Origin of the sequence: Prevotella sp. CAG:592 (assembly GCF_000436015.1) — a bacterium.
GTDB classification, from domain to species: domain Bacteria; phylum Bacteroidota; class Bacteroidia; order Bacteroidales; family Bacteroidaceae; genus Prevotella; species Prevotella pectinovora.
In genome coordinates this window covers 1-6,096 of the sequence record NZ_FR892587.1, presented here as the reverse complement: position 1 = coordinate 6,096, position 6,096 = coordinate 1, and the positions used below count along the sequence as shown (strand labels likewise).

General features: G+C 48.6%; 4 protein-coding genes. 1 reads left to right on the top strand and 3 read right to left on the bottom strand.

Going from position 1 to position 6,096, the window contains the following annotated elements:
- Positions 1 to 483, bottom strand: a 483-nt coding sequence (locus tag QVO99_RS06625) for an NAD(P)H-dependent flavin oxidoreductase (protein WP_288177018.1), incomplete at its 3' end; no start/stop codon positions are given.
- Positions 484 to 1,329: 846 nt separating this feature from the next.
- Entirely contained in the window at positions 1,330 to 2,652 is a 1,323-nt protein-coding gene (locus QVO99_RS06620; RefSeq protein ID WP_022316819.1) for an acetylxylan esterase, read from the bottom strand.
- Positions 2,653 to 3,001: 349 nt separating this feature from the next.
- On the opposite strand from QVO99_RS06620, the gene QVO99_RS06615 reads away from it, so the two are divergent.
- On the top strand, positions 3,002 to 3,847 hold the full coding sequence (locus QVO99_RS06615) for a radical SAM/SPASM domain-containing protein (protein ID WP_022316818.1): 846 nt from the start codon (positions 3,002 to 3,004) through the stop codon (positions 3,845 to 3,847).
- A 27-nt stretch (positions 3,848 to 3,874) separates the two neighbouring features.
- Here QVO99_RS06615 and QVO99_RS06610 read toward each other — a convergent pair whose 3' ends face one another.
- Positions 3,875 to 6,043, bottom strand: coding sequence for a DEAD/DEAH box helicase (locus tag QVO99_RS06610; RefSeq protein WP_022316817.1), 2,169 nt, complete (start codon positions 6,041 to 6,043; stop codon positions 3,875 to 3,877).
- Positions 6,044 to 6,096 lie beyond the last annotated feature (53 nt).

Genomic DNA, 6,096 nt, shown 5'->3' with positions numbered 1-6,096 from the left:
GCGGCGCACCTGCGGGATGAGCACCATAGTGGTGGTTTCCTCCCTGCCGTTGTGTCCTCCTGCCTCGAAGCCTTCTGCCACCACGGCGTCTACGCCGGCCTCTTCGCATTTGGCTGCGAACTTGCTGCTCGACACCACGTGTGCCACCTTGATGCCGGCGGCATGGAAGCGGGCGGTATATTTCTTAGGACTGCCTGCCGAGGTGAAAACTATCTTCACCCCCTCGGCTATTATCATGTCTATCAGAGTGTCTATCTCCGGATACATCAGCGGCAGGTTGATGCCCCATGGTTTCCGGGTAGCCTCTTTCATCTTGCGTATATGTTCGAGAAGCGTTTCGGGATGCATGGATCCCGCACCGAGGAGTCCCAGTCCGCCGGCTTCGCTCACTGCGGCAGCCAGTCGCCAACCGCTACACCACACCATTCCTCCCTGTATCACGGGATATTCTATTCCGAAAAGTTCTGTAATTCTGTTTTTCATATTCTTTTTTTACTGTTATCACTATTGCTTATTTACCGACATATAATGTTCCTTTGCAAATTTAGGCAAAATATCCGTATTATAAGCAAGTAGGGATAAAAAAAGAGACAATCTACAAGAGTCCTTTGGGGGGAAAAGCATCCGCAAAAGCTCCTATAGACTGTCTCGCGCTAACAAACTTACCTTAAGACAACTATAACCTATTGTTATCTCATATCATTCCAGTCGTAATCCCAAAGACTGCCCTTTTTATTGACTCTTTAGCGTTGGCAAAGTTAGGAACTTATTAAATATGTAAATAATCCGAAAAGTGAAAAACGCATGGAAAAACGATGCAAACGTTTGCATCGTCATCTCCACACTACACTCTAATTCATACAAGAACACAGTGATTGCTTTTTGGGCAGCATGCTTGCCCAACTGGGGCAAGGTGCTTACCCAACTGGGGCAAGGTGCTTGCCCCTGTTGGGCAGAATTGCTGGCAGACACATGCCCAATATCTTCATTTTGTAGTACTCCTATTCCTTTTCCCTGGATTCTACCAACGCATGCAATTCCTGTCGTATGAATTCCTCACATCTGACATAAGCAAACCATCCAGACAATTGGCTGACAGTTGGATAACAGCCAACTGGCTGGATGTCAGAATATTACAACAAAAAACCAGACAATCTGACAGTTTTTTTTCATTTTTGCAGTTTTTTATTAATTCAGGTGGTGGCAACTCTTCCACCTCAGTCGGCATAAAGTAGTTTTGCCCTTAAGACAGCAGGTCCTGCCTTGTTGGCATCCTTAACCCCCAAACGGTCATTAGGCCGTTTCAATGTGAGATTTTACCCCCTACACCTACTTAATGAGATTTGAAAGAATCCATTCGCAATGCTCCCTTTCGGTAGCGTCGCTGGTCCAATGCTCATTGATGGGAGTGATGTGCGAAGACTTGGGACAACGGAGCACATTCCATACGGCATAGCTGGTTGTCGGCGGACAGGTGTTGTCGTTATACCCCCATGTCATACGTACAGGACAGGAGATGTGGCGTGCGAAATTCACCACATCGTAATACTGCAGCGTCTTCTCCGTTTGCTCGTTGAGCACCCCTATGCGCTGCATGTGAGGGTAGCCGCCCGTGCGTCCTTTCTCGCGGTAGGCCGCCATGTCGGCAAGAGCCGGATGGTTTGCGCAGCAGAGCGTCACACGGCTGTCGAGCGCCGCCGCCACAAGACTCAGCGCACCGCCCTGGCTGCCACCCTGCACGGCAACGTTCTTTCCGTCCCACTCAGGCAGAGAGGTAAGGAAATCAATGGCACGCACCAGTCCGAGGTAGACATGCTTCATATAATAATCATCGCGCGAATACAATCCCTGACACAGATAGCCATTGGCACCGGTGTTGAGGGCGTTGCTTATCTCCTTGAACTGCCGGTCGCTCATCCTCGGGTCGAGCCCGTGAATCTCCGTTTCGAAGCGTATGCAGCCGCTGTCGGCATAATAGCGGTGGCGCAGCGGTTCCTTGATGGTCTTCACGCCTGCTCCCGGAGGACAGAGCACCACCGGGCACGAGCCTTTTATGTGGCCCTTGGGGATGAACAGATAGCCATAGATGCACTGTCCCTGTCTGTTCACTTCGAGGCGCACGAGATAGGCATCTGCCTTGTCGGTGTCGTATTCATGAGCAGGATCAATGGTGTAGCTGAGGGGCACGCTCTTCAGCTCGTCAAGCTCTTTCTGCCAGAAGGTCATGAAGTCGGATGGTTCTTTGGTGTAGGGCTGGATGTTATCCACCGAGAAGCCCACTTTAATATGGTGTGTTGTCGTAGTGCCGCCGATATTGGCTGTAAGTCTGAGGTCGAGGAAGCCGGGGTCGCGGCGTGTGCCAATGTCGACCTCTGCCCTGCCGTGTTTCAGAACAGCCTTGCCGGTATGACCGCCGTCGAGCATGTCGCGGCATACGGTATATGTCACCTCGCCGTCCTGCGCCACTCCGTATCTATACAGCTGCACCTCCACCTGCGCCTTCTCGCCTGTCTTATAGAGCCAGTCGGTATGGTCTGGCACGGTGACCCACAGGAAATCACTACGGTAAGGATAATTTTCAGCACACACATTGCATGCTGCCATCATCACGAATAGAACCAGAAGGAATAACTTTCTTGATTTATTTTTCATTTTTAATTTATTTGTTCTTTTGTAGTTCTGTTTGTTTTCGCATGCAAATTTACAAAAAAAGGCATATATGCAAAAACGAATGCAAATTATCCTCTACCTGCTTTATCTTTAAATAAGACAGGCGGCACCTCGGCAATAAAAATGAAAGTCTCAGGCCTTTCATTTTGTATTGCTCTCGGTTTGCATTATCTTTGAATAAGATAAGCGGCACCTCGGCAATAAAAATAAAAGTCTCAGGCCTTTCATTTTGTATTGCTCTCGGTTTAGATAAAATCCTCACGCTCGGAAATGTGAATAAATTCCCATTCCTCTCACTTATCCGGATTTTTGCATTATCTTTGCAAACGATATGATTACCAGATGTTACCTTGAAATCACGAATGTCTGCAACCTGAACTGTGTGTTCTGCCCCAAGACAACGAGGGAGAAACACTCAATGACGCTTGACGAATTCGACACACTGACAACACGACTCGCCGGAGAAGTGAGATTCCTGTATTTCCACCTCATGGGCGAACCGTTTCTACACCCTCTGCTGCCTGAGTTCATCCTGATGGCACGCCGGAAGGGGTTCACTCCCGTTATCACCACCAACGGCACGCTGCTGGCGCAACGTGGCGACCTGCTCGACGCACTGCCACACAAGCTGCAGATTTCGCTGCATTCGCATGAGGGCAACGGGAAGGATAATCCGGAACAGTATATCGATGAGGTGATGGCGTTTGCCAAAGAAGCGGCGCAGCGCGGATGCATCGTGGTGTTGCGGTTGTGGAACGAGGGAGGGTTCAACCGTATGAACGGCTCTATTCTGGACATGATTGCCGACAGCCAGCCTCGTCCGTGGACACAGAGACACGACGGATGGAAACTCGCAGAGAACCTGTATGTGGAAAGCGACGACATGTTTGAATGGCCCGACCTTCAGCATGATGTCTACAAGGAGGAAGAGGTGTTCTGCTATGCGCTGCGCAATCAGATCGGCGTGCTTGCCGACGGAACGGTGGTGCCATGCTGTCTGGACCACAACGGCGACATGCCGCTCGGCAATCTCTACGACAACAGCCTCAACGAGATTCTCGCCTCTCCACGCGCCACTGCCCTCTATCAGGGCTTCACCAGCCACACCGCCGTGGAACCCCTATGCCGGCGCTGCGGATATTCCGCCGTTTCCAAACGGTTCAGAAAACAGGAATAGAAACGGAAGACAAGAGGTGGTCTCTTTTCAGTTTCGTTTCGGCAACCATGACGAAGGTACTTCTTTGAAGTTCTTGATATTGGGATTGGCAATGTCTATCAGTTTCAGATACCATTGGTCGCTTCCTCTGCGTTCGCCATCCATATAATATACTTTGTCGGGCTGGTCTCGCAATATCACATATAAATCCAAGAACAGGAATATTCTATCGTTGGCAATACAGCTCCAGTCAAACATCGGGATGCCGGTCAAATCTCTGTTTTTATAGAAATAATAGTTGTTGTCCACTCGCAACATATCCATAAATCCTACCCGCTCGACAACAGGGCGTTCATAAAACTCCTGCATGGTGTAAAGGTTTACCCAAGTTGGTTTCTCTTCTCCGACAAATACCACCTCCGCAATGTTGTCGTCTGAAAGCTTCACACTCTTCAGATTGTCCAATATTATCTGATGTTTGTTGTTGCTGATGGCGTATCCACCATTCATATAATGTTCGCAGACGTATGCGTCCTTGCTATTGAAGTCATTGCCTCTGTTCTTGTTGACAGCATAATAGGCATAGGTCACCAGACACATTTCTCCATCAATCTCCTTTCGGATGCTATTGCTCGGCTGCCTACGCTTTTCGCCTGTGATATATTCCCGTTCCAAAGCCTTCACTTCTTGCATTGCACCTTGCGCATTATACATATACTGCTCCTTGGCATCTACCGCCAATGGCGACCATGGGTCTTTCCTTCCTACGTATATCATTCGCTCATTCACTTCATGCAGCAGATAATATTTCGTGATGCCGCCTTCCGTCTTGCTGACCAACCGCCAATTTAATCGCACATCTTCGTAGGTCTTATACATCCCCTGCATCTTGTCACCGATACGGATGTATTGTCCGGCTCCCATATACCCAGAACCCATTCTTCGCAAATGTGCCGTTTTGCGGAACATCTTCTGCAACTCTGCCAACTGTAAGTTTACTTTGGGCTGGTCATGGCGTGCGATGACTACCATGTCGGTATTCTGGTCTTGTGTGGTTGCCGCATTATCCATGATGTCAATGCTTCTCAGCGACAGGTCTCTTGCTGCGTCAATCTCGCCCTTACCAGTCTCCATACCTCGGAACATAGCTTCCCAGTTCCATTCGGCAGTGGGCAAACCGAACAGACGATATAGTCCTACGTTATCCAGAATAGTGCAGCACTCCTTATCCTTTGCCACTCGCAATCCACGACCTACCATCTGTAGATACTTGGCTAATGACAGCGTGGGACGGGCCAACTGTACGAACTCGACATCCGGACAGTCGAAGCCTTCGCCGAACAAATCCACATTGACTAATATCTGGATCTGTCCGTCCTTGAACTTCTCAATATTGGTGCGGCGTTCATTGAGAGGTGTGTTTGCGCTTATCGCCACCGTCTCAATTCCATGTTCCATGTAGTATTCGGCAATATGTTCGGCGTGTTCAATGTTTATGGCGTACACTATACCTTTCTTCTTGGGCACGAACTCCATCACCGTTCTATACAGTCTTTGGATTGACGGTTTGCAATCCAACACATCCTGCATCTCCGCTATGCTATAGTCACCGTCAGTAGCACGCTTCTCCAGTCCGTCGATTTTCTTCTGGTCTTCACTGTTGGGATTAAGCGATACGTAATCAAAGTCTGACAGATGGCCATTCTTGATGAATTGGGCGATAGTATAGGAACAGAGCAGCTCATCAAATAAATCAGTAAATCCATTTCTGTTTAATCGGCAAGGGGTTGCCGTCACTCCGAGCTTCTTTGCCTTGGGGCAGGCGTTGATGACTTCTGCATAGGTTTTAGCCAACGTATGGTGTGCTTCGTCGATCACTATCAATGATGGAGATGTTTCTATTTCTTGATAGTGACGGGTCAGCCATTGTATAGACAAGACCCTTATCTTACTGTCCTTATTGGCTTCAGAATATGGTTCTATTCCGAATGACACCAAAGTGTCCTCAATCTGTGATACCAACTCTCTACGATGGGTGACAATCCATACACATGGATTCTTCACTCTTCGTTCCTCGTTCTTCACGACACTGACAAGTACGTGCGTTTTTCCAGTGCCTGTAGGCATCTGAACCATGACGGATTGACGAGTCTTGAACGCCTCTCCAATCCGTTGCACCATGTCGAGTTGATAATCGTAAAGTTGTATTTGATTCATGTTGACAGTAAGTATATGCTATCAATTATCCCAAATCGGTCATTAGGGCTTGC